At 36.8% G+C, this 26,616-nt stretch carries 28 protein-coding genes; 14 read left to right on the forward strand and 14 right to left on the reverse strand.

All coding sequences use genetic code 11. From position 1 onward, the window contains the following. The first annotated feature begins 305 nt into the window (after positions 1–305). The 9 genes from G6053_RS15330 to G6053_RS15375 all read left to right on the forward strand — a co-directional run bounded on the left by G6053_RS15330 (position 306) and on the right by G6053_RS15375 (position 8,814). Positions 306–1,148 (forward strand): tetratricopeptide repeat protein, encoded by an 843-nt coding sequence (locus G6053_RS15330; RefSeq protein WP_165307017.1) that lies wholly within the window; start codon positions 306–308, stop codon positions 1,146–1,148. 39 nt (positions 1,149–1,187) lie between these two features. Beyond that, positions 1,188–1,715 (forward strand): hypothetical protein, encoded by a 528-nt coding sequence (locus G6053_RS15335; protein WP_165307018.1) that lies wholly within the window; start codon positions 1,188–1,190, stop codon positions 1,713–1,715. A gap of 39 nt (positions 1,716–1,754) precedes the next feature. Next, positions 1,755–2,072: an elongation factor Tu gene (locus G6053_RS15340; RefSeq protein WP_165307019.1), complete on the forward strand. Its 318-nt coding sequence runs from the start codon at positions 1,755–1,757 to the stop codon at positions 2,070–2,072. A 53-nt stretch (positions 2,073–2,125) separates the two neighbouring features. Further along, on the forward strand, positions 2,126–2,554 hold the full coding sequence (locus G6053_RS15345; protein WP_165307020.1) for a hypothetical protein: 429 nt from the start codon (positions 2,126–2,128) through the stop codon (positions 2,552–2,554). A gap of 557 nt (positions 2,555–3,111) precedes the next feature. Continuing rightward, positions 3,112–4,116 carry a leucine-rich repeat domain-containing protein gene (locus tag G6053_RS15355; protein ID WP_165307022.1) on the forward strand — a complete coding sequence of 335 codons (1,005 nt, stop codon included), beginning with the start codon at positions 3,112–3,114 and terminating at the stop codon, positions 4,114–4,116. A gap of 69 nt (positions 4,117–4,185) precedes the next feature. Beyond that, positions 4,186–5,418, forward strand: a complete 1,233-nt coding sequence (locus tag G6053_RS15360; RefSeq protein ID WP_165307023.1) for an IS256 family transposase — start codon at positions 4,186–4,188, stop codon at positions 5,416–5,418. 927 nt (positions 5,419–6,345) lie between these two features. Further along, positions 6,346–6,876 (forward strand): hypothetical protein, encoded by a 531-nt coding sequence (locus tag G6053_RS15365; protein WP_165307024.1) that lies wholly within the window; start codon positions 6,346–6,348, stop codon positions 6,874–6,876. A 123-nt stretch (positions 6,877–6,999) separates the two neighbouring features. Continuing rightward, a complete protein-coding gene (locus G6053_RS15370) occupies positions 7,000–7,908 on the forward strand; it encodes an SMP-30/gluconolactonase/LRE family protein (protein WP_165307025.1) in 909 nt (302 codons plus the stop codon). 111 nt (positions 7,909–8,019) lie between these two features. Further along, the gene (locus G6053_RS15375; RefSeq protein WP_165307026.1) at positions 8,020–8,814 is read left to right on the forward strand and encodes a DUF2711 family protein; all 795 of its coding nucleotides are present in this window, start codon (positions 8,020–8,022) and stop codon (positions 8,812–8,814) included. Positions 8,815–9,110: 296 nt separating this feature from the next. Here the strand turns inward: G6053_RS15375 and G6053_RS15380 are convergent, their stop codons facing one another. After that, positions 9,111–9,428 carry a hypothetical protein gene (locus G6053_RS15380; RefSeq protein ID WP_165307027.1) on the reverse strand — a complete coding sequence of 106 codons (318 nt, stop codon included), beginning with the start codon at positions 9,426–9,428 and terminating at the stop codon, positions 9,111–9,113. Positions 9,429–9,741: 313 nt separating this feature from the next. Here G6053_RS15380 and G6053_RS15385 point away from each other — a divergent pair, with 313 nt between their 5' ends. After that, complete coding sequence (locus tag G6053_RS15385) at positions 9,742–10,281, forward strand: cupin domain-containing protein (protein ID WP_165307028.1); 540 nt, start codon at positions 9,742–9,744, stop codon at positions 10,279–10,281. 193 nt (positions 10,282–10,474) lie between these two features. On the opposite strand, the gene G6053_RS15390 is transcribed toward G6053_RS15385, so the two are convergent. Together G6053_RS15390 and G6053_RS15395 are read right to left on the reverse strand one after the other, a co-directional pair. Continuing rightward, the gene (locus G6053_RS15390) at positions 10,475–11,224 is read right to left on the reverse strand and encodes a hypothetical protein (RefSeq protein ID WP_165307029.1); all 750 of its coding nucleotides are present in this window, start codon (positions 11,222–11,224) and stop codon (positions 10,475–10,477) included. Continuing rightward, the gene (locus G6053_RS15395) at positions 11,203–11,445 is read right to left on the reverse strand and encodes a hypothetical protein (RefSeq protein ID WP_165307030.1); all 243 of its coding nucleotides are present in this window, start codon (positions 11,443–11,445) and stop codon (positions 11,203–11,205) included. The genes G6053_RS15390 and G6053_RS15395 overlap by 22 nt, the downstream gene beginning before the upstream one ends. Before the next feature lie 167 nt (positions 11,446–11,612). Between G6053_RS15395 and G6053_RS15400 the strand changes: the two genes are divergently transcribed. Further along, positions 11,613–12,080 (forward strand): GNAT family N-acetyltransferase, encoded by a 468-nt coding sequence (locus G6053_RS15400; protein ID WP_165307031.1) that lies wholly within the window; start codon positions 11,613–11,615, stop codon positions 12,078–12,080. 300 nt (positions 12,081–12,380) lie between these two features. Here G6053_RS15400 and G6053_RS15405 read toward each other — a convergent pair whose 3' ends face one another. From G6053_RS15405 to G6053_RS15420, 4 genes are all read right to left on the reverse strand, one after another. Then, positions 12,381–12,671 carry a hypothetical protein gene (locus tag G6053_RS15405; protein WP_206531956.1) on the reverse strand — a complete coding sequence of 97 codons (291 nt, stop codon included), beginning with the start codon at positions 12,669–12,671 and terminating at the stop codon, positions 12,381–12,383. A gap of 74 nt (positions 12,672–12,745) precedes the next feature. Continuing rightward, positions 12,746–14,167, reverse strand: coding sequence for an MFS transporter (locus G6053_RS15410; protein WP_165307032.1), 1,422 nt, complete (start codon positions 14,165–14,167; stop codon positions 12,746–12,748). Between the two features lie 41 nt (positions 14,168–14,208). Continuing rightward, complete coding sequence (locus G6053_RS15415; RefSeq protein ID WP_165307033.1) at positions 14,209–15,249, reverse strand: bifunctional transcriptional activator/DNA repair protein Ada; 1,041 nt, start codon at positions 15,247–15,249, stop codon at positions 14,209–14,211. A gap of 237 nt (positions 15,250–15,486) precedes the next feature. Beyond that, positions 15,487–15,936, reverse strand: a complete 450-nt coding sequence (locus G6053_RS15420) for a hypothetical protein (RefSeq protein ID WP_165307034.1) — start codon at positions 15,934–15,936, stop codon at positions 15,487–15,489. 111 nt (positions 15,937–16,047) lie between these two features. Between G6053_RS15420 and G6053_RS15425 the strand changes: the two genes are divergently transcribed. Further along, positions 16,048–16,998: a hypothetical protein gene (locus G6053_RS15425; RefSeq protein WP_165307035.1), complete on the forward strand. Its 951-nt coding sequence runs from the start codon at positions 16,048–16,050 to the stop codon at positions 16,996–16,998. 29 nt (positions 16,999–17,027) lie between these two features. On the opposite strand, the gene G6053_RS15430 is transcribed toward G6053_RS15425, so the two are convergent. Together G6053_RS15430 and G6053_RS15435 are read right to left on the reverse strand one after the other, a co-directional pair. Continuing rightward, positions 17,028–18,215 carry an NAD(P)/FAD-dependent oxidoreductase gene (locus G6053_RS15430; RefSeq protein WP_165307036.1) on the reverse strand — a complete coding sequence of 396 codons (1,188 nt, stop codon included), beginning with the start codon at positions 18,213–18,215 and terminating at the stop codon, positions 17,028–17,030. Then, a complete protein-coding gene (locus tag G6053_RS15435; protein WP_165307037.1) occupies positions 18,208–18,705 on the reverse strand; it encodes a transposase in 498 nt (165 codons plus the stop codon). Before G6053_RS15435 ends, G6053_RS15430 begins: the two co-directional genes overlap by 8 nt. A 111-nt stretch (positions 18,706–18,816) precedes the next feature. On the opposite strand from G6053_RS15435, the gene G6053_RS15440 reads away from it, so the two are divergent. Then, positions 18,817–19,806, forward strand: coding sequence for an AraC family transcriptional regulator (locus G6053_RS15440; protein ID WP_165307038.1), 990 nt, complete (start codon positions 18,817–18,819; stop codon positions 19,804–19,806). Positions 19,807–20,109: 303 nt separating this feature from the next. Here the strand turns inward: G6053_RS15440 and G6053_RS15445 are convergent, their stop codons facing one another. Beyond that, a complete protein-coding gene (locus tag G6053_RS15445; RefSeq protein WP_206531957.1) occupies positions 20,110–20,532 on the reverse strand; it encodes a hypothetical protein in 423 nt (140 codons plus the stop codon). Positions 20,533–20,876: 344 nt separating this feature from the next. Here G6053_RS15445 and G6053_RS15450 point away from each other — a divergent pair, with 344 nt between their 5' ends. Continuing rightward, positions 20,877–21,188 carry a VIT1/CCC1 transporter family protein gene (locus G6053_RS15450; protein WP_241255006.1) on the forward strand — a complete coding sequence of 104 codons (312 nt, stop codon included), beginning with the start codon at positions 20,877–20,879 and terminating at the stop codon, positions 21,186–21,188. On the opposite strand, the gene G6053_RS15455 is transcribed toward G6053_RS15450, so the two are convergent. From G6053_RS15455 to G6053_RS15470, 4 genes are all read right to left on the reverse strand, one after another. Continuing rightward, entirely contained in the window at positions 21,177–22,091 is a 915-nt protein-coding gene (locus tag G6053_RS15455; protein ID WP_165307039.1) for an AraC family transcriptional regulator, read from the reverse strand. The two genes, G6053_RS15450 and G6053_RS15455, sit on opposite strands and share 12 nt — an antisense overlap. 17 nt (positions 22,092–22,108) lie before the next feature. After that, positions 22,109–22,846 carry an SDR family oxidoreductase gene (locus G6053_RS15460; RefSeq protein ID WP_165307040.1) on the reverse strand — a complete coding sequence of 246 codons (738 nt, stop codon included), beginning with the start codon at positions 22,844–22,846 and terminating at the stop codon, positions 22,109–22,111. A gap of 1,050 nt (positions 22,847–23,896) precedes the next feature. Further along, positions 23,897–24,907, reverse strand: a complete 1,011-nt coding sequence (locus G6053_RS15465; protein ID WP_165307041.1) for a metallophosphoesterase — start codon at positions 24,905–24,907, stop codon at positions 23,897–23,899. A gap of 10 nt (positions 24,908–24,917) precedes the next feature. Further along, entirely contained in the window at positions 24,918–26,567 is a 1,650-nt protein-coding gene (locus G6053_RS15470; protein ID WP_165307042.1) for a RagB/SusD family nutrient uptake outer membrane protein, read from the reverse strand. Positions 26,568–26,616 lie beyond the last annotated feature (49 nt).

The raw sequence follows: 26,616 nt of genomic DNA on the forward strand, positions 1-26,616 counted from the left end.
GGTATTACCTTTGGTATTCAGAAACACGAACTGTTTTTCGGGACGGTAAAGCAATCTAAAACTTTCCAGCTTTCATTTATTCTCGGAGTTGTTCTGTTCTGTTCTGTTCTGTTCTGTTCCAAACAATAGTCCATTGAAAGTCTTATCGCCGTAACAACTCGATTCTGTAGAACTACTTCTAATGGTGATGTTGGCAGAAAACTCTGAAGATCAGGCAAACTTAGTGGCATTGCGCATTAACATATTGTACTTTTTGTATATTAGCTTTGTAAAACCATAATATCTAGCTTTATATATTCCCAAAAATGAAAAAAATAGTATCGCTCATAGTTATAATTTTGTTCTGTCAAAGTTTAAGCGCCCAGACTGTAGATGAGTTAAATGCGATTGGTATAAAACATGCTAAAAAAGAAAAATTTGACGAAGCTTTTTCAGCTTTCGAGAAAGCAATAAATCTGTATCCTAATTCACCCGGAGCCTATGCAAATAGAGGCAACATTTACCGGTTTCGTGGAAATTTCGATCTTGCAATAGCTGATTATTCAAAATTTCTGGATTTATCCCCTAATAACATTAATGTGCTCTATGCTAGAGCAGGTGCTTATAAAGAAGTTGCAGCATTTGACAAAGCAATTTCTGACTATTCGAGGGTAATTGAAATAAATCCATCACACCCAGACATTTATTTTGACAGAGCATATTCTTATATCAGATTAAAAGATTATGAGAATGCAAAAAATGACCTAATATCACAATTAAAAATATCTCCAAAAGATTTTAAGTCGCTTGCAAATTTGATAAACGTCAAAAAGGAATTAAAACTGTTTGACGAAGCGCTTGCGGACTATGATAAAATACTAAATGAATTTCCTAATCAGCCTAACCTTCATATTCTTTATAACAATCGAGCGAATCTCTATAGAGAAACCAATAAGCCTAAAGATGCACTGGTGGAAATAGAAAAAGCTTTAAAATTAAATAAGAGTTATGCCATAGGTTACTTTAATCGAGCTGCCATTTATTTAGATCTTGGTGATGAAAGCAATGCTTGCAAAGATTTTAAAAAAGCATTGTCCCTAAACCTCCAGAAAGATCCCCATTTTGAGGTAGATGAAGATTTTGAAAAGCTGAAATCACTTTGTAAATAAATGTTCTGAATAAATATCCTGTTGTTGTATATTAAGCAAATGTTCAGAATAGGATTGACATCATTTTGCTGCATCTTGGCGGGCTTTATTTCTTCAGTTTTCATCAACTGGGATTGGTCGTTTATCCTTATTCCGACATTAATCTCATTAGCTGTCTCATTGAGCAATTTTGACAAGATCAGTTTTCCTAAGAAATTGATAGGCATACTGCTACACTGGTTTTTGAGTATGGTTATCTTTGTCATCACAATTTGTGTCACCGTATTTATCCTTTCCCCAATGGGATTACATGCCATGTATGTTGGTTCGGCTTTAGCTGCCATACTATTTGCACTTATTACAAATATACTCCTTCCTTTTCCAAAGTTCTGGCTATCAATGGTGATTATATTTGGACTATCTTTACTGGTATGGCCGATAGCAGATTATATGCACGCACATCCAACATTTAAATTAGTTGCGCTAGATGGGCGTGAGAATATCATCACTATATGGTATTCAATTGTTGGATTTGGAGTTGCATCGGGCATTCACCGCCGGAAGTACAATTCCGATGACAACGCATGACTGCAATAAATTGACTAATTTTAGAAAAAGTCTCAATATATGTCTGATTTCATAGCGCAGCTTCAATATAGAACAACAAAAGAAGGAGGAAGAAAGACACCTGCTTTCTCTAAATATAGACCTCAGATCAAATTTGATTTTGACGAAATGCAAACGTCAGGTGAACAAACATTTATCGATAAAGATACAGTGTATCCCGGAGAGCAAGTCAAAGCAACGATCCGGATACTTGGTGTCATATATTTTAAAGGAAGACTAGCCGAAGGTATGTCATTTGAATTTCGCGAAGGGCCACGTGTGATCGGTACAGGAAAGATCTTACAAATATTGAATGATACATTGAAAATAGATCACTGATCGAAGTGAAAGTTTATAATTTCATAACGATATAATTATATCTAAAAAACAATATGGCAAAAGTTATTGATTCTATCCAGCTATCAAACGATTGGAATGCAGATCCTGTAGCACCTGAAGTGAATCTAAAAATCTCGGATAAAAATTTGATAATGGAGATTTATATTAATCACTATATGTTCGATAGGTTTGTCGAGGGAGACAAAGCACGTATTACTTTTGAAAATTGTTATACGTATTCTTTAAACTCTTGTAATGACGAGGGTTACTATTATGGACAATATCGGATAGATTGGAAGCAACTTGAATGGGGAGAATTCTACGAAATAATTAGCGGCTTAGATAGGAAATTGCCTGAACCGATTGTACAGTTAAGTGATGATTTAGACAACAAGAGACACTATATTTTCTTTTTTAAGGATGAAATTTTCGAGTGTCTAGCTCATAACTATAAAGTTGAATTTATCTATGTCCAAAGATAGCGTAAAAGTCAATCTTTTTCTCCACGGGTATGCAGACGGTTTTTATGCTACTTACGTTGGGAGGGACAGTGATGTGAAAATTTGTCAGCTGTTGACTGACTTTGATATTGTACTGTGGCGGAATGTTGCGGAGTATTAAAAAGAAGACAATAATGAAACGACTCATAAGTTCACCTTTGAAAATACTTGGTTTATTGACAATCCTACTCGGATTGCTGATTGTAGTTTTCACATATGGTTACCTCATTGTTTTAGCATTGATCTTTGTTGGAGTCGGATTGATGCTATACCTCATTGATTATGGGATTAAAAGATTTTCGAAGGATTGGAAATCCTTTTGGGCATTGCAATCCATTTTTACAATCCTGTATATATCTTCTGGCTTTGTGACCTATATGAAATGGCAAGGACACAATTATATCATTTTTCCGAAAAACTTTAAAGGTCAGGCAGGGATTATTTTTGGAATAGCAGGTTATCCCGAGCTGCCCAAAACAAAGTTTTGGAAAAAAACAATTGTTATGCCTGATGATGGAGTCCTAATCACTTCGACAAAAATGGAAGATATTCCAAATACTCTCCATTATGCTTATGCCGACAGTCCTGAACCCGATAATACCAGTATCAATTGGGATCCTAACTTTGGAATAGACTGTATTGTTTGTGATAGTAGAATAGAAACTTGGCTCTTTAATACAGGCAGCGAAGGATCAGCGGTTAAGGATATTATGACTTCTTTGTGTAATGAAATAGCATCAAGGAAAAAGACAAGCGCTTACAAAAGTATAAGTTCTGCGATACAAACAGACAGCAGGGGGCCGTATCTATGGCTTAACTCAAATAGTTTGACATCGCTTCCTAACGGTCTTGAAAAATTTAACCTTTATAAGGTGATATTGTCAGGTAATAAGTTCAAAGAGGTTCCAGAACAAATTTTCCGGATTAAATCCCTTGAAGACTTGATTATGGCTGATAATCCGATAAATAAATTTCCTTGCAAAATAACACAAATAAAATACCTTAAAAGTGTTTCATTTGCAAAGACAGGGATTAAACAAGTCGACTGCGATCTTTCTCAATTGGATAGTTTGGAACGTTTTGACTTGTCAGGGAATGAACTGACACTTTTCCCAGAACTAATTAAGTCGATACCAAAGCTAACTTGGCTATCATTAAATGACAACCAGCTTTCGGATCTTTCATTTATCGATGGTAAACTAAGGAAGCTTGAAATACTCTATTTATATACCAACAAGATCAAAAACATTTCAACAGAAACAATATTTCTAGGAAATTTAAAAGAACTTTTGCTATTTGACAACGAAATAGAACGCATCCCTGATAATATTTCTGATCTTAAAAATTTAGAAAAGCTTGAAATTTGGAACAACCCCATAAAATATATTTCACCCAAAATATCCCAGTTGAAAAATTTGAAGTCAATACGGATAGATGACGATTACTTAACACAGACGGACAAGGACAACTTAAAAAAATGGCTACCAAATTGTGAAATTAATTACCAGACGAGAAATGAAAAATTGCTTGAGCTCCAAAAGTGATTTACCTGTTAAAAGGAGGGTGTAAAGTAAACTGTGTCAAATAAAGAATTTTTATATTAGACACAGCAAATGGAAAAAGAGGAATTTGATTTTAAACGCTTCAAAGAGGAAGCAATGAGAGGCCTTTATGCAGGCAAGAAAATGAGCGGTACGGACGGAGTTTTCGCTCCGATGTTGAAACATCTTTTGGAAAGTATGCTTGAAGGTGAGCTGGATCATCATCTACAGGAAAGTAAAGCTTCAGGAGAGGTTAACCGTAAAAATGGGAAGACAAGAAAGACTGTACGGAGCCTTCAGTCCGGACAATTTGAATTGGAGAGCGGTCGTGACCGAAACGGTACTTTCGAGCCTAAGATAGTCCCTAAACGTCAATTGATCATTACGGAGGAGCTTGAAGGCAATGTTATCTCCATGTATGCCAGAGGAATGAGTACACGGGATATTTCAAGCTATGTGAAGGAAATGTATGCCATGGATATATCTGCTACTGAGATCTCCAATATTACCGACAAGGTGATTCCTGCACTGAATGAATGGCGTAACCGTCCGCTTGAATCGGTATATCCTTTTGTATTTCTAGACTGTATGCACTATAAAGTTAAAGACAATGGCAGCGTTCAGACCCGTGCAGTATACAATATACTTGGCGTGAACCGAGATGGTCGAAAAGACCTTATCGGTATCTATCTTTCAGAAAATGAAGGCGCTAAGTTCTGGCTGTCGGTGCTGACCGATCTCAAACAGCGTGGTGTAGAAGATATCCTGGTCGCCTGCGTCGATGGTTTAAAGGGTTTTCCCGATGCCATCGAAGCCGTATATCCGAAAACCCAGGTTCAACTTTGCATTGTTCATCAGATACGTTCAAGTCTGAGGTATGTTCCGGAGAAAGATAAAAAAGCTGTTGTTGCAGATTTAAAACCTATCTATCAGGCAAATAACCAAGAGCAGGGCTATGAAAAGCTACTGGAATTTGACGAAAAATGGGGTAAGAAATATCCGTTATCTGTAAAGGGATGGTTGGATAATTGGGGAAATCTCTCTACTTATTTCGAGTACTCACCCGATATCCGCAGAGCTATTTATACCACAAATGCTATTGAGGCTATGCACCGTCAGATCCGAAAAGTGACCAAAACCAAAGGAGCATTTACTTCTGATCAGGCACTCTTAAAGTTGGTTTATCTCACGGTTAAGGAGATATCAAAAAAATGGACCATGCCTATTCGGAATTGGGGATTGACAATGCAACAATTACATATTAAATTTGGGGATAGAATTAAAGCCTTCGGCAACTCCTTTTAGGGTTCGCACTCGAGGCTTTCAGCCTCTGAGCACGAACCCTAAAAGGAGTGATGTGACACAGTTCAGTTTACACTACCGTTAAAAGAGACTGAACTGTTAATTTAATCAGATAATACATTGCTTAAACAACATCTCGGTCACTATCGTCGTACACACAGGCTTTATGCCTAACGAACTATTCAGTATTGACATGCAAACGCATGGGGACAGATCGTGTCACACGGTGTCATGCACCAACAGTTTATCGGTCTTAATCCATGCCTTTATTGTTAGATTACAAACGTACGACAGTTTACTTTACACTACCTTTATATCCTGTATTACACACTTGCCCTAATTCAATCACTTCTATCATTATATCTGCTTCCTGTTTGCTCAACTAGGAATTAACGTATCAGCAAAAATTATCGAATATCATCCTTTCTCCATTTTAGTTCGCCGCGTTGGATCATATCTATGTATTTTTTTGCATGATCGTCTCCCTTCTGTTTCAAAGAAAATTCGTGCGGTTGTCTTTCGTTTAAATATTTTATAAAAGTCCAATAATTTCATTCAAGCGCTTTTAGTTAGTTATTTTCATATTTGATATTATCGATAATAAACTCTTTTAATTGCTTTAAAAACGAAAGTCTCTTGGCCATTTCCGTATTGTCAAACCGAAAATAACCAATTTCAAATGTTTTAGGTTCAAATGGACAAGATTTACAGCCCTCGAGCAAACCCAGTGTTACCTATCTAAAAACAATTATTGATGGACTCCGGGAATCACATTGGCTGGACAATCCTACTATCTTTGATTATCTTAAGATCAAAAGTGTTATTATAGAAAATTATACAGAAGGCGAACTCTGGTCCATTATTAGTGAAAAGCAGGACTAATTTATTTAAATTAGAGGCTAAATATTCAGAAAACTATATTGAGCTAAAATGAAATCAACGGAAGTATATCGAATAATCAATAAAATTATCTTTCCCGAATTAAAAAGCTTAGGGTTTAAAAAGACTAAAAGCGGAATGTTAGGCTTTTTTAAGGAACTAAAGGAACATTATCTTGTATGCTGGTTTCAGTGTTCACAAGATGGTTTTGACGCTTATGCTGGTTCTAAATTCGTCTTTGAAGTACAGATTAGCAAGACCAATGACATCGGTTCTCCTTCAGTTTTCAGGGAAAGAATCCCGTTCTTTTTGACAGTGGACAATCTAGTCAAAGTAACCGAACTCGAAAATAAAGTTAAAGACAAACTGCGTTTGCCTCCTAATACCCATTATATTTTTGGTATGGATGAAAATATACAGCGTTGGTATAAGAAAAAATTTGAGAAAGTTGATAACATCTACACAAATTCTAGTGATATCTGGTTTGTATATTTTGACGAAACAGATCTCAATAATTGGATTGAATTCTTACAACCTGTCATAAAAAAGGTCATATCCGATTTTGAACAATCGGATTACTAAATGGACAGTTTTTAATTTCCCGTCCGTCAAATATAATCTCCTCTAAAATTAAACAGTATTCATACTTGAATACCATTCCTTGATTTTTTTGGGATAACGATAATTTAGTTAATTACTTTTACTATGCTACATTTAATTAATTCCAGCAGGTACTATCCGGCATTCTTGCTAATAATACTCTTCTCATTAAGGTGCTTAGATGTAAGGGCGCAATTGTTTAATCAGGACAGCCTGAAATTAATATCTCGGCAGTTTGCCTTTACAGAAGGGCCTGCAGTGGACAAGGTCGGGAATATCTATTTTACCGACCAGCCCAATAACAAAATCTGGAAATACAACACGGAAGGTCATCTTTCTCTTTTTAAAGATTCAGCCGGCCGTGCCAATGGACTGTACTTTAACCATCGCGGTCAGCTCCTTGCCTGCGCAGACGAAAAAAACGAAATTTGGTCAATAAGCAAAGATGGCAAGGTTACGGTCCTGCTGTCGGATGTAGATGGCAAGAAACTGAATGGTCCAAATGATCTTTGGGTAGATAAGAAAGGTGGAATTTACTTTACAGACCCCTACTACCAGCGTGACTACTGGACCAGAAAAAAACCAGAGATAGAAGCGCAAAAAGTTTATTACCTCCCTTCGGGAAAAGGTAAAAAGCCAATTGTGGTGGCTGATGATGTAGCTAAGCCTAATGGCATTGTAGGATCGCCCGATGGAAAATACCTATATGTAGCAGATAGGGTGCGAAATAAAACTTACAGGTATACCATTGAATCTAGCGGTAAGCTCAGCGGACAGAGGGCAGTCATCGACCAAGGCTCTGATGGGATGACATTGGACAATCACGGAAATATTTACCTTACGGGGAAAGGTGTTTCTATCTATAGTCCAATAGGCGTACTGATAGGACATATTGACGTAAAAGAACCATGGACATCGAATGTCTGTTTTGGTGGCAAAGATCGGACTTACCTATTTATCACAGCTTCAACAGCAATTTATTGCCTCCCAATGCGTACAAAGGGAGTTGATTAAACTGTTTGCCTTCAGCAGTTGGCGTAAACGGTCTTAACGAATTTTCAGCTCTCCATAAAATTACATATATTGGATTTGAAATAAAAGCTATTCATATTTAACCAATATTTTATGTGCAACATATTTGACGAGGAAAAGTTATACCCTTATGAAGGTGCAATAAAAGAGCATTTCGAAGATCATTATGACAGCGTTTTCATTGCATTGCTCCCCTTCTTTCAACTTGACAGAGAGGAAACTGATAAAAGTAATCTAAAAAAGGCTAAGCTACTATCGCATGAAGAGGCGTTGAAGAAAATTGATTTTTTAAAAAAACTTCCCGAAGCGAATAGGGAAATCTATAGTTACGACAATGACCGATACCCTGCCGATGAAGATATTTTTAGGGAGGCTAAAGTAATACTTTGGGAAAATATCGTGAAAGGTTCTGGTCTTGCAGGTTATGCGGAACTCAATACAGCCCTAAGGACTTCTATAGGTGGGCTAAACCGAAATTTTACGAGACCGGACCTCATGGAAAAGCTTAATAATTATACAGACAGCGAAAGTATCTACCACCCGACTGAAGGTGCGTTTGGCATGCTTTCAAAGATGGTCATTTATAAAGCTTTCAAACTATTGGAAAAGAATCTGATCATGATAACGGACGAGTTTTATGAAAATATCACAACTGTGGATCTTGATCAATTAACTGAATATGAATTCTGTGATGAGATCGGCGGCAAAGATTATTACCTGTACTCGGCTGATAAAGAAATTCTGTTTACCATTGAGTGGGATAGCTTCTTCTTTCTCATCGCAACGGATCATAAAAAAATGGATCAGCTTATCGCTAGTGATTTGTTTGAGGGTTTTCTCTGTAATGACAAGACAGAACATTATTGGGAATATACCGTTGAGATATAAAATAACAATTATAGCCTGAAACAGGGTTTAATTTAATTAAAAAGATTTTTTAATTGGCATTTTATACAGCAAACAAGACAGAATGAAGAAATTAGACTTTGCCAACCTAATTTATATGCGAAACAAACTTTCGCATATACCATTTTAAGATATGTTGGCGAAGTTTATTCCAATTGTTCAAATATAAAAATATTGGGCATTGCAAAGCAAACAGTTTACAATACGTCGGGTCTGGTTTAAAATTCGTTAAAAAAGATTTGATTTGCATTTCAGTGTGCCCGTCAGGCCAGGTTATATCAGACTTTGTTGTCGCGAATGAACTCTTCATACATATCTAGGTAATCCGGAGCTTTCAAATTTTCCAACAATCTTTTCTTAACATTATCCTTATTAATATCATATTTATCAACATACCCTGTGCCATTCTTGTTGTTTAAAATTGCCTGGCTATGGAATTCGGCAAACAATACCCAAGTCATGGGTGACATCCATTCATCTAGATCATTGGTCTTCTGTTCGACATTACCCCATACAAATGATAAATTCTTGAAAAGCACGCCATTCTCGATGAATTGACCATCTTCGATAGATATCTCGCCTGGCCAAAAACTCATAGCTCTATCATATAAAATCTCAAAATCCATATCTAGTTTACAATTCTATAGTAGGACGCCAAATTATAAAAAATGAATGGAATATTAGGTTACAATCAAATACCTAAGTTATTCATAATCGTCGAAATTCATGCTGAATGAAGGGATATCCAATAAATGGTATTCGCGTAAATCCTTCCCTACTCCGCAATGCTCATTTTCAAACAGATGTATATGTATCACATCTGTATATTTTTTTGATAGCTCATTTATTTTACTTTACTTTATTTAATAAAAAATAATCCACAAATGAACCATATAAATCTATCACATTATGAAAAGACAAAAATTTATCTCGACAATATTGCTGGGAATTCCTTTACTTTCCTCAGCTCAGGTTTTGAAGCCTCGAAGCAAAAAAAATATCGGCAAATCAAATAAAAAAGGTTTTGTAGTTCGGGATGATGAGAGTCGTTATCACGGTATACAGACGAAGCCTGAAAATGCCTTTCTGCGTTGTAAGCTATCTTCGGCAGATACTAACGAGGCATTGTTCATCCAAACTTCCACGCCAAAAGTATTTGAGCGTAAAGGTGGTCCACCACCACATATCCACACATACGAAGATGAAATAATTTACATTGTGTCAGGCGAATTTATTGTACATATAGATGGGGAGGACTTTTCATTAAAGTCGGGTGATACTGCTTTTATTCCAAGAGGTACTTTACATACCGTTACCAATCCCATTGAAAATAATCCTGGTACTTTGATAACCATATTTCAGCCTGCCCCCAAAAAGATTGAGGACTTTTTTGGCTACATCAGTGAAAAGGGAGAAATCCCAAAAGATATAATTCCTAATGGATGGTAAAGATCAAAACTTATAAATTGGAAACCCTCCTATCAAGGCAAAGGAGTTGGTCGTTTGATTATGGATAAAATGCAAGAGATTTATAAGGGCTGTTTTATGGCTTTTGCGTTTATGTGGTACTAACAGATAGTTTCTGCCACCACGTAGAGTTCAAAAGATAACCTTGTCCTTAGTAAGCCAAATAGCGGAAAGCCTATTCATTAATTTTATTGACAACGTATTTGATAAACCAATTTGGAAGCTTGTTTTCCGGCAATAAAATGGTGATTCCGCCGTGCAATACTTCCGCTATCAACACCATTGTTTCACCAGAGTTATCAAATAAGTAAGCTTTTTCGCAAGCTTTAATTGCAGGTAATAAATTAGTAAGTGTACGATAGTATCTGTCGACGATTTTGTCCTTTGGCACACCATGACCGCCTTTTTCCTTTCTAATTTCAACCCGGGAAATGTTAATCAATGGATCATCCAAACAAACAAAATAAAGATAGGACTTAAATTTTCTTTCACTTGCTTCATCAATTTCCTCCAGTTTGGATGGATGACTCATTACTGTCTCAAATGAATAGCTGATACCATGTTCGAGTAAATGATAACGTATAAAAGAGGTAATAAGTGAAGCCTCATAACTATGGGTATCCCTAGACTTGTCCACGATCATATTTTCGCGAACAGCAATGGATATAGGATGTCCAGATTCTTCGGCTTTTTGTAATAAGGTTATAGATTGATCCTGGCAAAGAAATTGATCCAAGTCTTCCTGAGTAAGCTTCAATCCAAAGCGACTAAGATTTATAAAGCCTGTTTTACCAATCTCCTGTTCAATCTCGTCCGAATTAACAAAATAGCCAGTATTAAACTGGCTACTGATCTGTTTGTATAAAGTTGATTTACCCGAACCGTTTGGACCGGCAAATACCCTTAACCTTTTGGCTCTAGGCATAGAACAATACCTTTTTTTAATTTAATTTTACTCTTTATCCGATCTATTTTTTTTATAATCTGACGGCTCCCGTCCACACGTTTTTCAACGACATATCCGTCCTCGACAACCTGGATCGATAGATCTAAAGCCCGGTTTTCCTTATTCGCAATTTCAGAAGCCTGTTTCGCTGCTTGATTTAACTTTTTGCGTTCTTCTCTCATTTCTAATGCTGATGCCATAATAACCTCCGTCGTCTAAATATACAAAATATTCACCATACTTGTTTAGGATAAGGATATACTTAGAACTAAATCTCGTAAAACAAAATTATAAATTTTTGCCAAATGCATTTATATAATTCTTTCGGCCAATAGTTTCCGGCTTATATTTTTAAATTTGCAAACACATGATACTGGAAATCAAATACAGGCCTGCATTAAAAAGTGACCTAGAGTTCCTGTTGGATCTCAGGATACAGACGATGAATGCACATTTAACAGCAAGTTCATTACCGGTCTCAGACGAAGCTCATTTGCAAAGAATTAACTATCATTTTGAACACGCCCTAATAATTGAGATAGATAAACATCCTATTGGGCTATTAAAAATAGTGAGGCGAGCGGATAATATCGAGCTGATACAAATTCAGATAGCTGCCTCCTATCAGGGCAAAGGAATCGGTAGGAGAATATTAAATGATTTTATAACAGAAGCTATTGAATCAGAAAAAACGATAACATTGAGTGTCCTGAAGACCAATAAAGCTAAAAATCTATATTCAAATGTTGGTTTCAAGATTGTTGGTGAGACTAATGATTCTTACCTGATGTTGTTTGAAAACTATGTCCGTGAAAAAAGGTTTTGTAATAGTTAAAGAAATTCTATTACGATCTTTTTCTATATTAGTTGGCATAAATTGATGTCTTAAAAACTTGAATTAGCTCTTGGCTTCATTCCGAAATTTGGCCAAAAGCTACATTGCGTCAGGGAGACCATCATAAAAATACTGAACTTTAAATTCAAGATTTTCACATGCGTTTAGCCAATACTATTTTAGTCGCAGTGCTTTTTATTTTTCAAATTTAGAATTTTTCCAAGCATCATTTGGTGACTTTCTTCTCAAAAGTACCAAATGGTTATCAAAAAATTGATCGTCTTAACGATTACATATTTTTCATGCCACCCAGTCAATCGGTACCCTTTCATAACGCGACTTATCGTTATACTTTGTTCCGCTGACATCTCCCCACCAAGGAATCACCTCGCCAGTTTGTTTATCACGAATAGGGCTATTCCATTGAGCCACCTTTATTCCAGAATTCAGTTTCGGGCCCCAGGTCATATCGCCATCAGAGATTCCCCCATCAGCACCATCCCAAAACTCATACTTGCCGTTTGATCCATACAAAGATGAAGCTGCCGTTCCTTTCAAAACGTTGATGTTCTCGATATTTTGGCTTGACATATCGTAAAAATCAGATTCTACAGGAATTCACATTGCGCTAAAATCTACATGTGCTTTGAGCTACTTCGATGGTTTTATTCTAATTTATGTAAGGATACTTTTTCAGATTTAAAAGAATAAGGTAATTTTGATAACATCCACCACACCATGATCAGAAAAAAAATGCCTACCGACAACCCTACTCGCAGAGCAAAAAGATAATCATTCCTGAAGTATTCATGTTCCAGAATCGAGTAAAAAATTCCACCGATGATACTTATTCCTAATGCGGAAGCTGTCTGCTGAAATGTAGAAAATATTCCAGAAGCAGCACCTGCATCTTTTTCCTCAATATTATCCAAAACCACATTCAATAGAAATGGAAGAACTAAACCGTTGCCTAATCCATACACTCCTATCAAGAGCATAGAAATGAATGGAAGGTCCCTGTGCGAAAAGAATATTATTTGTAAAACAAATGATACTAAGATGATAGACAGTCCTAACTGAAGAACACGTTTACCATATCGAGGTAGGAGTTTTCCCGCAAAGACTGATGAAATCATAAATAGAAGAGCATGGGGAACAAAATACATACCGCAGGCTAAAGCTGATATACCCAATCCACTTTGTAAATAAACAGCAACAATCAATAAATAAGCAGTATGAAGCATAAAATGAAACAGTACGGCATATAATCCTACCTTAAAATCTTTTAATTTGAATAATGAGATATCAATCAAAGGATCTTGTTTGCGTGCAAGTTTTCTTTGTTGAATGACAATAAAGCTAGCCAGAAATATGATGGACAATAGAATTAACGTATAGAACCACCAAGGAAATCCATTCTCTCTGCCTTCAGTCAAAGCATAGATGATACAAGCCAATCCGATTGTCAGATACAAAGCTCCTTTGTAATCAAACTTCACTTTTTTCAATAGTGGTGTCTCGGTCAGATAAAAATGTATTGCTAATAAAGACAATATGCCAACAGGGAAATTAATGAAAAATATTAATCGCCAGCCTTCGATTACGAAATTTGTCTCTGCTAAATATCCCCCTAAAACTTGTCCAATAATGGCAGCTATGCTTAATGTTATACCATACCACCCAATTGCAACTGCTCTTTCCTTACTATCTGTGAACAGAACTTGAATTAATGAAATAGATTGAGTTACCATAAATGCGGAACTAACGCCTTGAAAAAAACGTGAAATATTTAATTGTGTCGCATTTTGGCATAATCCGCAAATGCAAGATGTGATTGTAAACGCCAGCATTCCCCATAAGAAAACCCTCTTTTTACCTAGAAAGTCGCCGGCTCGTCCTCCCGTTATCAAAAAGCAGGCACTTCCTAACAAATATGAGGCTATTACTAATTGTATTTCACCATCAGAAGCGTTTAGACTTGTCTTGATGGTCGGAATTGCGATATTGATAATAAAGATATCAATTACGTATAGCAAGGGTGCAGTAAGCACTACGCAAAGTGCAAACCATTTGTTAACAGTTTTCATAAGATTAAAGGATTAGTATTGTAGATCGATAAATGGAGTGCCTAGGATTTTTTGCTCTCCAATTCCAAAAGCCATTTTTTACGCCAGATACCGCCTCCATATCCAGTCAGGCTTCCGTCTGTTCCAACAACACGATGGCAGGGTATTAAGATCGAAATTTTATTCAATCCGTTCGCGTTTGCGACCGCCCGTACCGAATCTGCGCTGCCTATGGCAATTGCCTGTTGCTTGTAGGTTTTGGTTTCGCCATAGGGAATATTTTTAAGCGCTTCCCATACCCTGTTTTGGAAGTCTGTTCCAGGGCTATATAGCGGTACTGTAAATTCTTTGCGATTTCCTTCAAAGTACTCTTTAAGTTCCCTTTCCAACAAAGTAAAATGGGGATTGTCCCCCTGAACAATCGTCGCATTCAACGTTTTCGCTAAATGTTTAAGCTCTGTTTCCAACATTTTTCGATCTGTAAACTCAAGTAAACATACTCCCTCGGCTACAGCACAGGTATACATCGTACCCAAGGGAGTTTCTATTCTTTTTAGATCAATTATGTTTTGTTTCTTGCTATTTTTAGGAGAAACTCCAAAAATATGCTTGAAAGAATCCCCAAAACCGCTAAGTGATTCGTATCCTGAATTAAAAGCGACGTCTGTTACAGATTCACCGTTTTGGATCTTTTTAAATGCTGAATTTATCCGGAACATTCGCTGATAGGCGTGAAATGTGATGCCGTGATTTTTCAAAAACCATCGTCTCAACTGATGGGGCTCGACACCGCGCTGACGTAAATCGTAGTCCTTAAATTTTAAGCTTGGATCCGCGGATAACTCGGTGATAATCTTTTTGATATAGGAAGGCGTCTCGCTCAACATTTCAAGTGGATGACATACCTTACATGCGCGGTAGCCGCGAAGGATACATTCCTTAGTCGATTTAAAGAATTCGATATTGTCAGGTTTTGGTTTCCTTGCGGTACAAGAAGGCCGACAAAAAATACCTGTTGTCCTCACGGCAGTAAAAAACACACCTTCATACTTGATATCTCTGTCTAGTATTGCCTGATACATTTGCTCAAAACTTAATTCCATACAATTACCTATGATTATAGAACAAATTTACCGGTGTTATAATCGATCTACAACCGAAAAATTAACAAGTATTTTTTTCGCCTAGAACTGTTTGGTTTAGAGATGCTCGCGACGTCGGAATAAGCTTATTTGCAAATTGGACTTTGTGGTCTAAGACACTTTTGGTCCGTACATTAAGCGTTTGTTGAAGTCATCACGAGACAGATTATGATTGTGTGTAGTTTTTTAATTTATTTATTATTTTTCGAGTAATGCTTTCAACATTCTTCCAATCCCATAATTCAGGATTTGTATGTAACCAATTTTCAGCTCTTTTTTTGAATTTACAGATACACGGCATTCAACATCATTTGAGTTTGTTACTAATTTCAAATCTATGAAGATTATAGCCCAGCCATCAATTCTATAGCGATAAGTATTTCCCTTACAATATTTAGGATTTAATTCTATTTTTGAAATATTAAATTTACCTTTTGATGCTGGATTATAAATTCCAAATGTGAAATTTCTTACATTATTTAAAATTCCTTTTAAAAGATAATCATAAAATTCTGTTGAATTACTAAATCTAATAATTTCTTTTTCCATATCGGAATAAGATTCATAAAGTTCATTTTTAGAATCTGAAAGAATAAATTCTATTAATCCGATAACCTGATTTTGAGTTAAGATTTCTGTTCTCTGCATTTTATGATCTACATTTTGTACTCCGATAGAAATTTGTATTTTAGTTGAAAGGTTCGGTTTCGGAATCCCCACCTTCGGCAATACTCAAAACGTTATCTAAAAAATTGACTTGTGAAAAAATATTATTTATTTATAATAGTTTTATTGACTTTTATTTCTTGCAAAGGCCAGGAAAATAAGACAGAACTTTTGGATAAACTAAAATACAATGCGGATAAGAGTAACTATGGTATTCAACCAACTTTTTATTATCCAACAGAAATATCAATAAATGATTATCCGGTTTTTAGAGGTCTTGAATTCTTTGGAAATACAATTCCAAATTTCATTGACATTGGGATTAACAAAAGTGGAGAACAAGAATTAAAAATTCTAATCGACTTGGCAAATTACAAAAAGCAAGGGAAACCAATTTTAAATATACTCTTGATCCGGTCAGCTAAAGGAATATCTATTATTTCGAACGAGACCGATTTTCCTGAAGAAAATATTTTAGTAAATTTTGAGTTATCTGATGAAGATATTACGCAAGAAAACATTCAGAATGGCTACTTTCTGAAAATAATAAATTTTAATGCTAAAATTCCTGTCGAACTATCTTCCTTAAATAATTCGGTTCAATTGAATAATTCACCAGAATTATTTGATAAACTTTATAATGCTCTTGCTAAACTTACGGAGGATTTAAACGCTAAAAACAGTAAAAATGTTTTGAAAATTATCCAAAATGCTGAATTTGAAGTAGCACAATTACGAGGAATGAAAAAAGAATGGATGTTGGACGAAAGAAAAGCGCTTTTATCAAATACTTTCTCATTGTTACCAAAAGATAGTTGTGAAGTCAAAATTTATGGAAACGGGAAAATGGCAACTCTTGTGAAAAAGAATTTGGAAATTATCAAGCAATCTGCGATAACTTCGAAATTTACAACCAAGAATTCACCTAGAGGTAAGGTTATTCAATTTTATAATTTTTATTACAATGTGCCAAAAGGAAAAGAAGAATTAGAACTAATAAGATTTGACGGTTATGCAATAACAAAATACAAAAAAGAATTTTAATTTTAAAAGGGAGGAGACTGATGAAAAACTCAAAAACTCCTATTCTTAGGTGAAAAGGTCCAACCATATATCCAGTCAAGCTGTTTAATTTGTTTTTTTATAAAAAAACAAATTAAATGATCACGAAACCAAGCTGTTATTGGATTGTTTTTTGTTTTGGTATTCCCTACTTTCCTTGCACTTCTTATTACTCTCTCTACTCTGGACTGACGTTCGGCCTGAAAAAGCTGAAAGGCTTGTGCATAGTCTTTGTTTAATTTTAATAATTCAGCAATTACAACCGTGTCTTCCAATGCCAATGATGCTCCCTGCCCAATATGTGGAGAGATACCATGTGCCGCGTCTCCAATAAGACAAACCCTACCTTTATACCATTGCGAAAGCTTGGGTACATCATAAATAGGATATGCAATAATTTGATGGCTATTTTTGATTATTTTGGAAAATAACGGATCGTCATGCTGATGAATATTTGCTAGATATTCTCGAATTTCGGTATGTAGTGTTTTTTCTATTTCCCTTGGCTTCGGTTCTTGCTCCCTAAAATAGTTATTAAACCACCAAACTTCACCTTTGTCGGAAACTGAATAAGCAAAAAATCCCCTTTGACCAAAGTTCATTCGTATGGAATCCAAGGGTTCGGAAAGTTCTGGAAGATTTGCGTAACCACCGGTAGAAATGACTTTCGTATACCTAATGACAGAGGCATTCGGGAATAATTGATTTCTAACTTCGGAAAACATTCCGTCACAGGCCAATATAATATATCCAGTAACCATTGTTCTATCTGAAAAATATGCAGTTACCTGTTCATTAGTCTCATGATATCTGACAAATTTTTTGTCGTACCATATTTTTATCCCGGCTGCCTTAGCAGCTAACCGAACGTGTTTATTGAGGTTTGCTCTTTTGATCTGAATTGTTTCTATACCGTATTGTTGTTTCTGATAGGCCATATCGAGTTTTGCTATTTGCTTTCCTTTAGAATTGAAAAACTTCATTGATCCCGGGGTATAATCTTCCTTGAGCAGTTTTAAATCAATAAATTCTTTCAATACATTCAAACCATTGGGTGTAAGGCCCAAAAAGGCTCCCTCTTTGGCATTATCTTCTGATCTCGATTCAAATATTTCAACATCAAAACCTATTTTCTTTAGTTGTAAAGCTAGTATGGGCCCGGCTACCCCAGCACCAATAACGAGTACTTTTTTATCCATTGTTTTCCTCTCTTATTTTTAATCCAAATATCAGTAGAAAGTTCAATGCAAAAAAAATGGCCACGCGCGCATAATTTAAATTGCGCCATTGAGCTGCTTTTTCCTGTAAGTTTATATCAAGGGTATCACTATATGGTAATTGCTGGAATTCCGTGATAAGAGGCGCGAAATAAGTTAATGTCCATATCCGAACTACAATATGGGCAACAAGAAGCAGTAACATTAATTTTCTACGATTCTTTATCCTCCAGTTAAAAATCAACGCTGTAATAAATACCGTTTCATGAATTCCATGGATTATTATCCAAAACATTTTAAAATCCAATCCGTAAGGATTTTGAAAAAAAATAAATGAAGAAGGTGGGGCTGCTGTCCATGCAGGAACCATTATAGCAGTTTCCCACAACTGGGCTCCATTCATAATAAAGTAAGCACAGATTGAATAAAATAGCCATCGGGTAGCTTTTGGGTATTGGTATGTGTTTCTCATTTGTCTAAACTTCTTAAATTTATTTCTTACATTACAGCACTTGGCAAAAGTACCGCGCTATCAAAAAATACACTTGCAAAAAAAGGAGTTAAACTGGTAAATTAGGGTGCAATGGGATTTGAATTGAAAAATGAAAAAAAGGCTTTTAAAGTAGCCTTTGATGAAAATGACCTTGGTGATCATGGTTTTAAAGAAAATACCTTTAAAACGAATATTCCTTTTGGACAACTAAATGCTAAACAATGGCTGTTTGACGGTATTAAGATCTTATATTCCGAAACTGATCTTGATGAACCGACCGAATTGGATTGGAAAGGAGATTCAGAGCTGGTAACCATGCACTTTAATTTGCAAGGAAGAACTTCAATAATACAGGACGGAATGAGCAATACCTTTGAATTAAATGGTAATCAGCACAATTTATTCTATGGTACCAAGGCTAATGGTAAAATGAAATTTGATGGTTTGCAGATGAAGTCATTTATGGTACAATTTCAAAAAGATTCTTTTTTAACAATTTCAAAAGATGGAAACGAATCCCTAAAGCAGTTTGCTGATAAAATAATTTCGGGAACTCCGGTTGCTTTTTCAAGTTCTAGTCTAAATATTGACCTGCCAATTCAAACCTGTATCCATTCGATTTTGAGTTGTGATTATTCCGGTGGATTAAAGAGACTGTTTCTTCTTTCGAAAACTATTGAGTTACTTGTTTTGCAGGCAGAGTCTTTAAATAACCTGCAATCTTCAAAATCAAGATACATAAAACATGATTATGATAAAGAGCGAATTGTATACGCCCGTGATTATCTGGTTAAAAATATAGACTCTCCACCAACACTAATAGAGTTGGCAAAAATAGTTGGTGTCAATGAATATAAACTAAAACGAGGGTTTAAGGAAATATTTAATCAAACTGCTTTTTCCTATTTATCTGACTTACGTTTAGATCGGGCAAAAAATGATCTGTTGGAGGGCAATAAGCAAGCAACTGAAATAGCGTTTGAATTGGGATACTGTTCCTTACAGCACTTCAGTAATGCTTTCAGGAAAAAGTTTGGCATTACGCCAAGTAAAGTCAGATGTCAACGTAGGGATTATTGAGGAGCTTTTCGCTCAATAGATACTCTTTCCGTAGGATGTGTTCTGCTTCAAACCTTAAAAAACTCTTGGAAAAGCTGCTGCATCTAATATTTAAATTAGATTTTTTATTGCATATTAGTTCTTACACACATTATCTTTGGAAATCTACTTTCCTTCGATAGGATTGGTAGTGTGAAGTAATGCACTAAACATGACCGAGCGTAAAAAAGTTAAGTCTAAACGCCATTCAAGTCCTAGTTTATCTTCTGCCTTCGATTTTTTCAAAATAGTTCATTACTTTCTTGTCTGTGTCGCTATGTAAGATCACGTTACTGTCAGATAATCTGGATAGGGAAACTTTGCAACTGTCTGAGAAATTATTTTTTCAAGTTGTTTATCTTTATTGATTAGCAAAGTTGGATTTTCAATACGGACGTGAAATTCATCAATTGTTAGAAATTTAATATCTACGTGTAAAAGAGGCGCGTCGTAAAGACAAATCAATAATCTTGGTTCTCCGACGTGCTCTCCAGTAAATCCAGATACAAAATTCCCCAACTTTTTAGCATAGTCCAACATAAGATTTCTGTCGCTAGAAATTCTTTGTCTCGTCACCAAAATTAAATCAAGATCTGAAAATTCATCTATTTCATTGGTAAGCCAGGAGCCTGCAATTGCCAAACCGATCACATTGTCGTCTGATTCTAAAATCTCCTTTGCTTTGTATGCAAATGCTTGTTGTATCATTATTTTAATGTTTATAAATTAAAGCGCGCTCATGTCTATGAACTTGGGTAAACTTTGATTTTTTCATCGCTTTTCCTCACTTTTAAAATTAGTAATTCCTCACCGAATTCTCTACTTTTAAATAGCCCAGTTTTTTTTGGGAGAGGTCAATATCGATAATATAATTTCATTTACATGGCATAAAAAGGATAGCTGGGCAGAATTTATTTCGTATTTTTAATATAAGCTAATCAACAGCTAAAGAAAATCAAAAGTTGATACAAATAGATTGAAGTACATTCTTGTAATTTGCTGCAGTGCCATATACATCACTTTTTTTAAGTCAATTTAATAAAATAAGAATTTTGATAACGATCGATAACTATCTTGATAATCTCCACCCTGGTAATTGGCTCAGAGCCGCTGTGTTTGGCGCGAACGATGGTGTTATCTCAATTTCCAGTTTAGCTATCGGGGTCGCCACGGCCAGCATATCAAGGGAACCTATCGTATTGGCTACAGTAGCTGGCCTGATTGCTGGAGCCTTATCCATGGCGGCTGGTGAATATGTATCGCTAAGCTCACAGACAGATACCGAAATGGCCTATATCGAGCGTAAAAAAAAGGAATTACAGGAAATACATTTTATGATACAGTGTCCCCATTTAATTAAATAATTGTCGAAATTCCAACGGAGAAAAATCTGTTTTTGCTTTGAAAAGTTTATTGAAGGACTGTGAATGCTCAAAACCTAATTCATAGGCAATTTCTGAAACGGACAGATTTGTTGTTGATAATTTTTCTTTTGCTTTTTCCACGACTACATTCTGAACATATTGTTGTGTACTTAACCCTGTGAATGAGCGTAACATATCGCTGAGGTACCGTTGTGAAAGCTTTAGTTCCGAACTGATATATTTCACAGACGGTAAACCCTCCTTTAAACTACTCCCATCTTCAAAATAATCATTTAAAAGTTTATCCAACGCCGTTATGATCTCATGATTGACAGTCCTTCTTGTAATAAACTGCCGGTTGTAGAAACGGTTGCTGTAATTCAAAAGTAACTCTAATTGTGATACTAAAACATCCTGACTGAAACCGTCAATGTTATTTGATAATTCATGTGCTATTGTAGAAAATAAATTGGCTACAATAGCTTTTTCCTTTGCCGATAAAAACAGGGCCTCAGAAACATTGTAAGAGAAAAATCCATATTGATGAATTCTTTTCCCTAGTGAGTAATTTCGGATAAAGTCCGGATGAAAATACAAAGCGAACCCTTCATAGCTTTCAGTTGCTTCTGGTGAGAAAACGATTTGTTTCGGTTTCAAAAATGCCAATCCGCCTTCTTCAAAATCGTAGTAGCCCTGCCCGTATTTGATGTTTCCTGTAAATGTATGTTTAAACGAAATTTTATAAAAATCAAGACTCAGTTTTTGCCCTTTGAGAAAAGATTCCATCGGCATCTTACAGTAATCTACCAATGCGATCAACGGATGTAAGGGCGCAGGAAGTTCCAATAACCGCATCAATTGCGATATACTTTTAATTTGATAGATGTTAGGCTGTTGCTGCATTTCGTTTACGAATTTAATCAATTTTGTTTCGACGGACGAATCACAATATCACCAACTTCCACACTTTGGGGTTGACCAATAGCATAGCTAACCGCTTTGGCGATGGCATTGGGGCTAATGGCCAAATTTTCCATATTCCGCGTGATAATCGTTTTCATTTCCTGATTCTTTATATTGTCAGCAAAGTCAGTTTTCACAACACCTGGCGAAATGCCAGTAATCCTGATCGTTCCATCTGATTCTTGCCTAAATGCTTCTGCGATGGTTCTTACCGCATTTTTTGTACCTGCATAAACACCCTGCATTGGAACAATCTTTATTCCTGATGTTGATATAATATTGATGATATGTCCCGATCTTTGTTGTTTGAAAATGGGAATTGCAGCTGCCATTCCGTACAAGACACCCTTCAGATTAATGTCTATCATTTCTTCCCAGCCATCTGTATCTAACTCGTCAATACGGCTTAATTGACTGACACCGGCGTTGTTTATGATGACATCTACTGTTCCGAATTTATCAACTGCTGTATTGATCAACCGAACCAAATCAGCTTTATACTTTACGTCAATTTGAGCAAAAATGGCTTCACCACCTGTATTTTTGATTTCTTCTACCAGTTGTTGCAATTGTTTTGTTCGTCTTGCGCCCAAAACAACCTTTGCACCTTTTTTTGCTAACTCCAGCGCAATGGCTTTACCTATTCCGCTACTGGCTCCTGTAATGGCAATTACTTTTCCTTTAATACTTTGCATTGCTATTCATTTTTATTTATCTAGTTGTTTTTCTAGAAATCTAATTGAATTAATTCTCAAGTACAAAATTCCCTATTGCTGCTCTGTAAAAAGTAGTTCAATTGGTAAATGTTGTAGTCGGATTTTCAAACTACTGAGATGAAGGTCTAGAATTTTAGCTTAAAAAAAAGATTGAGAATTTTTTGGCTACATCAGTGAAAAGGGAGAAATCCCAAAAGATATAATTCCCAATCCTTACTTCGGCAGACCAATAAAGCGAATGCGTATTTCATTTAATTTTTCAACATTTTTATCAGTCCTCGGAAATATACTAATCATGAATAGATCATCGAGTATAATGTTTACCCTAGACAGTGTAAAGGCCATTACAGAGATTCCGAAGATTTTGTGTTATTTCTTCTGCGCTCGTTATATCAATTTTCTATTTCATGCCGAATCATGCACTCTTGACGAGTTAAAAAGCTTCGATAGGGTATTATTTTATTTCGTGGGATTTTTAAAGTGATGCATGGAGATAATTTGCTGTATCTGCCAGACCAGATTTACGGAGACTATCTAATACTTCAAATTCATTCATTGCTGGGTTACGACGGTTCAGCACCATTTCTTAAAACGCCAGTATAGCCTGTTCCGGATTTAAACTTTGGATAAGTTCGTTTACAGCTACGGGCTTTGCATCCTATGATGAAAGTGAAAGATCGTAATATCCAAAAGCTCCTGTCCAACGCAGTTCATTATGATTTGTCTTTTCTGAAAAGAATGCAAGCTTGATTTTTAAGTTCCTCCATAGCAGGCTCTAAATTCAACATCGCTTTCGGGTTTTTCTGAATCAAGTCTGTAAGGGCTGAATTTTCAATTGTTAGAACAAAAGCGCAGTAGATTAGGCTGCGCTTTATGTCTTAAATTTAACGATTGAAAATAAAAAAGATTTTACATTCACCCAAATGCATTAAAACTGAATTATGTTATCCTTACAATGTATAGATTATAGCATTCAGCTAAATTGAACCGAATTATAATTCTTCCTATTTATTATAACATTGAAGGATCCTAAGAACTAGATTTAAAAATGTTAAAAAGATATAACTCCTGCCCTTGGTGATCAATAATCTGACATTTAACTTCATCTGAACTGATCGAAAAATAGAAGAACCCATACTGGTCTTTCACAAAACGGCTGTACGGGAGGTCAGTTTTGACCGGTGTTACCTCGGATCCCGCCCCCGAAATAAACTGATGAAAAATCTTACCTTCAACTTTTAAGTGCTGCAACGAATGTTCATGCCCTGAAAGATAGATATCTACCCGCCGTTTTTCAAAGAGAGACTCCAAGACTTTTCGCACTGCCAGGGTATCATAATTCGCCGTACGCGGTCCTGCCGTATACAGGGGATGATGGCCGACGACAATTTTCCAATGTGCATCCGAATCTTCCAGTAGCTGATCCAGCCAGGCCAGCTGTTTCTCGGGCTGCTGCCCCGCCACATGTGGTCCATACTCGCTGTTGCTGTAAAATTCAGGGATCATCGGGTTGGTATCGATAAAAGCCATCAGTACCTTTTTCCCGTCCTTGAGCGTAAATGTCTTGCTGTAATAACGCGAAGGCATCTTCCAGCGCCTACTGATACCGCTATAGCGCACCTGCGCGTCGGGATCTGATTTATAATCGTGATTACCTAGGATTGGATACCAGTCCCATTGCAACGAAAATGCGGTATAGATATTTTCAAATGAATAATGCCACAGGGGATCATGTTCACTGACCACACCGGAAGGGTAAAAATTATCACCGGTAGAAATGATAAAGTCATTGGGATGCTGATCGGCCCATCGGCCCATCTGCTCCGCTACAGCCAACTGATGGTCGGCACCGTTGCGTCCCCAGTCTCCTACAACTAAAAAATGAAGATCAAAGGCATCTTTGGGTCTCAAAAACTGTTGTATATCTTCGCTCTCTAGCTGGGTCGGTTTTACGGCTCCAAAGCTGTCGAGCGAAATTCCGCCAAGGCCGGCTGCAATCGCCGTGCCCAGGGAATTTTTCATAAAAGTTCTGCGTTTCATCGATAGATTTTTAATAGCCAGGATTTTGTTGCCAGTGGGTGTTTACATTTAAAACGGTCGTTGGCACCGGAAAGATCCGACGGAACTTCTCGCTCATGCCTGCCGGATAAAGCGATCGGAATCCCCAGTTATCTTCAAATTTGCCGTAACGGATCAAGTCATTTCTACGCCAGGATTCGTCGGCAAACTCCCTTGCACGCTCATCCAATACATCTTGTAGGCTTGGAGCCACCGTCAGTGCCGGTGCATTGACATAGCTACGAATCTCATTAACCAAGTATTGTGCAGTCTGACCATTGGTCGCGGTAGCACCACGAAGTATAGCTTCAGCTTTCATCAGTAGAATATCCGCATAGCGGAATACTGGAACATCATTGCTCTGATTCCGCTGATTGGCCGACGTTACTGCAACATCCATATAAAATTTGATGGAACGGTATCCCATCGAACGCCCCTTCTGGTCGTTTCCTGCATTCAACGTGGCCGCACCATCTGGACGCAAGGTAATTTCTCTGGTGGTTTCGAGCTGCCAGTCAAACTGCACATCAGCATCAGCACCTTTATAATCTTGGTCTATACCACGTTTGGAGGTCTTAATCATGAAAGGACGTTTTTTGTCCTCAACATAATTTGACCAATAATATTGTTTACCACCGATGTAAGATGCATTTCGCTCGTCACCTTCTAAACTAAACTTGTCCAAATAGGTGGGCAATACCCGAAATGTCCCGCCTACACTTTGAGGTAATGATGCAAACTGGTTTTGTCCACTGCGGTGAATCCAGAACCTGGCATAGGTCATGCCCTGCTGTTTTTCGCGGTCATAGGGTACAGCGAAGATAAAATCCTTCACTTGGTAGCCATTGTCTGGGCGAAATTTCTCCATAAACTTATGGCTAGTCAAATTAAATTGACCGGAAGCAATGATCGAATCACACATTGCTACCACTGCATTTAACTTCTCATTTGGCATGGATGATGTGTAATTGGCGACATCAGCCGTCGTATATACATTCCAGTTGAGATACAGTTTGGCCAATAAAGCCTCAGCCATATACTTCGTTGCTTTCCCGTAAGTTGCTACCGAAACTGTTGTTGGCAGCAAATCTTTTACAGCCAATAATTCGGACTCAATAAAACGGCAGATATCGGCGCGGTCCGTTCGCGCAGGTACAGCGTCGATCGGACCTGTGATCAATGGGACTGCCCCAAAATTGTCCATCAATATAAAATAATAGTAGGCACGGATGGCTCGCGCAGGTGCTGTAAACTGTTCTTTATCCGATCCAAATAGCGTGATAGCGTTATTGGCCAATGTGATTCCTGTAGACGCAGCGTTCCAGATGCTCGGTAGCATTCCGTTATCCGCAGTCCAGTTGTGCACATGGAATTCACGGTAACGTCCACCATCGTAATAGTCGGTGCCAATAGCTACGCTGACCGCCTCATCGGCCGACAAAGTCTGTATCATCCAATGATCACGACCTAAAGCCTCGCGATAGGCAGCATATACATCAGCCAAAATGGCTTCGGCAGCACGTTCAGTGTTTGGAAACTCCGTATGTTGTGATTTTATATCAACGTCCAAGTCAGTGCAAGAAAATTGCGAAATGGCTAGAACCGACAACGCAAATAAGCGGATGATAAGTTTTGATTTCATATGTAAATAATGTCTCATTTGTATTTATTTCTTTAGATTCATAAATGCT

The sequence above is a fragment of the Sphingobacterium sp. DR205 genome, assembly GCF_011064245.1.
Taxonomy (GTDB): domain Bacteria; phylum Bacteroidota; class Bacteroidia; order Sphingobacteriales; family Sphingobacteriaceae; genus Sphingobacterium; species Sphingobacterium athyrii.